Raw genomic sequence first — 1,464 nt, forward strand, 5'->3', positions numbered from 1 at the left:
GCAGACCTCTGATGCAACCCACGAACAGTCCAACGAGCAAACATGACATCCGCCGCGGTAAGCACACCGGGGAACACACGGCTCCCGCCGCCAGGGCGGCCGTCCGCGGGTGTCCGCAGGCGTCCGCGGGCGCCATTGCGCTCGGCCCACGCAGCAGCGCCCAACGGCAGTCGGCCGCGGCGCTCGAGGGGGTCGCAGCCCTCAGCCGTGGCGGCAACGCTCAGGGGCCGCCACACCGCTCGGGGGCGCCGAACCGCTCGGAGATGCCGCGGCACCGAGCCACAGCAGTGAGCCGCAGCACCGAGCTGCAGCGCTCAATGGGTGCGCCGGGTCACCAGCTCGGCGAGCGCCAGCAACTCGTCGGCTGCGGACGGCTCCGGTACGGCCACGGCGAGCTGGGCCATCGCCGCCGCCATCCGCTCGCAGGACTCGCCCTGCGCCCAGCCGCGCCCGCCGGCCCCCTCGACTGCGGCCGCGCACTGCGCCAACTCATCGGACGTGAGCGGCCGTTCCAGTGCGTACAGCTCAGCGAGCCGGGCCCCCTCGCGGGTGCCGGAACCCAGCGCCCTGACCACGGGCAGCGACTTCTTGCGGGCGACCAGGTCCGCCCCGACCGGCTTGCCGGTGACCGCTGGGTCCCCCCAGATCCCGATCAGGTCGTCGATCAGCTGGAAGGCCAGGCCGATCTCGCGGCCGAAGCCGTCCATCGCCTGCGCCGCCTCCTCCGACCCGCCGCCGTACAGCGCACCCATCGCACACGCGGCGCCGAGCAGCGCGCCGGTCTTGGCCTCGGCCATCGCCAGGCACTCGGCGAGCGAGACGTCGTTGCGCGACTCGAAGGCGCAGTCGATCTGCTGGCCCTCACAGAGCTCGACCACGCAGTCGGCGAGCCGGCGGATCGAACCACGCGCGGCCGGGTGGGTGTCCCGGGCGAGCAGGCTCAACGCGAGGGAGTGCATGGCGTCGCCGGCCAGGACGGCCTCGGTGGTGCCGAACACCCGCCAGGCGGTGGGCCGGTGGCGCCGGGTCTCGTCCCGGTCGATGACGTCGTCGTGGAGCAGCGTGAAGTTGTGCACCAGCTCCACCGAGGCGGCTGCGGCGACGGCCGCGCCGGGGGTGCCACCGAGGGCCTGGGTGGCCGCGAGGACCAGCGCCGGGCGGATCGCCTTGCCGGGGGAGGCCTCGGTGGGCGTGCCGTCCGCCTCCCACCAGCCGAAGTGGTAGCCGGCGACCTTGCGCATCATGCCGGGCAGCGAGTCGACGGCGGTCCGCAGGACCGGGTCGACCAGCCCGCGGGCACGGGCGAGGATGTCCGCCGCCTCGTGGCCCTCCTTGTGGTCCCGCTCCAGCATGGAGCTCGTCATGTGTTCTCTCCCCCTGTGAGGACGCCTGTCGTGGAGTGGAATGACCTGCTGTGCCCCACGCGTCGCGGCGCGCCGCCCGGCCGGGGCGGAAATCCCCGGC

At 74.0% G+C, this 1,464-nt stretch carries 1 protein-coding gene; it reads right to left on the reverse strand.

Annotation, left to right across the window (positions count from 1 at the left end; genetic code table 11):
- Window positions 1-314: 314 nt before the first annotated feature.
- Window positions 315-1,364, reverse strand: coding sequence for a family 2 encapsulin nanocompartment cargo protein polyprenyl transferase (locus ABT247_RS33440; RefSeq protein WP_350750366.1), 1,050 nt, complete (start codon window positions 1,362-1,364; stop codon window positions 315-317).
- Window positions 1,365-1,464 lie beyond the last annotated feature (100 nt).

This window comes from Kitasatospora sp. NPDC001539, assembly GCF_040298565.1.
Taxonomy (GTDB): Bacteria; Actinomycetota; Actinomycetes; order Streptomycetales; family Streptomycetaceae; genus Kitasatospora.

Coding starts and splice junctions, on each gene's coding strand:
- ABT247_RS33440 (WP_350750366.1), bottom strand. CDS start 1,364: ATGACGAGCTCCATGCTGGAGCGGGACCACAAGGAGGGCCACGAGGCG.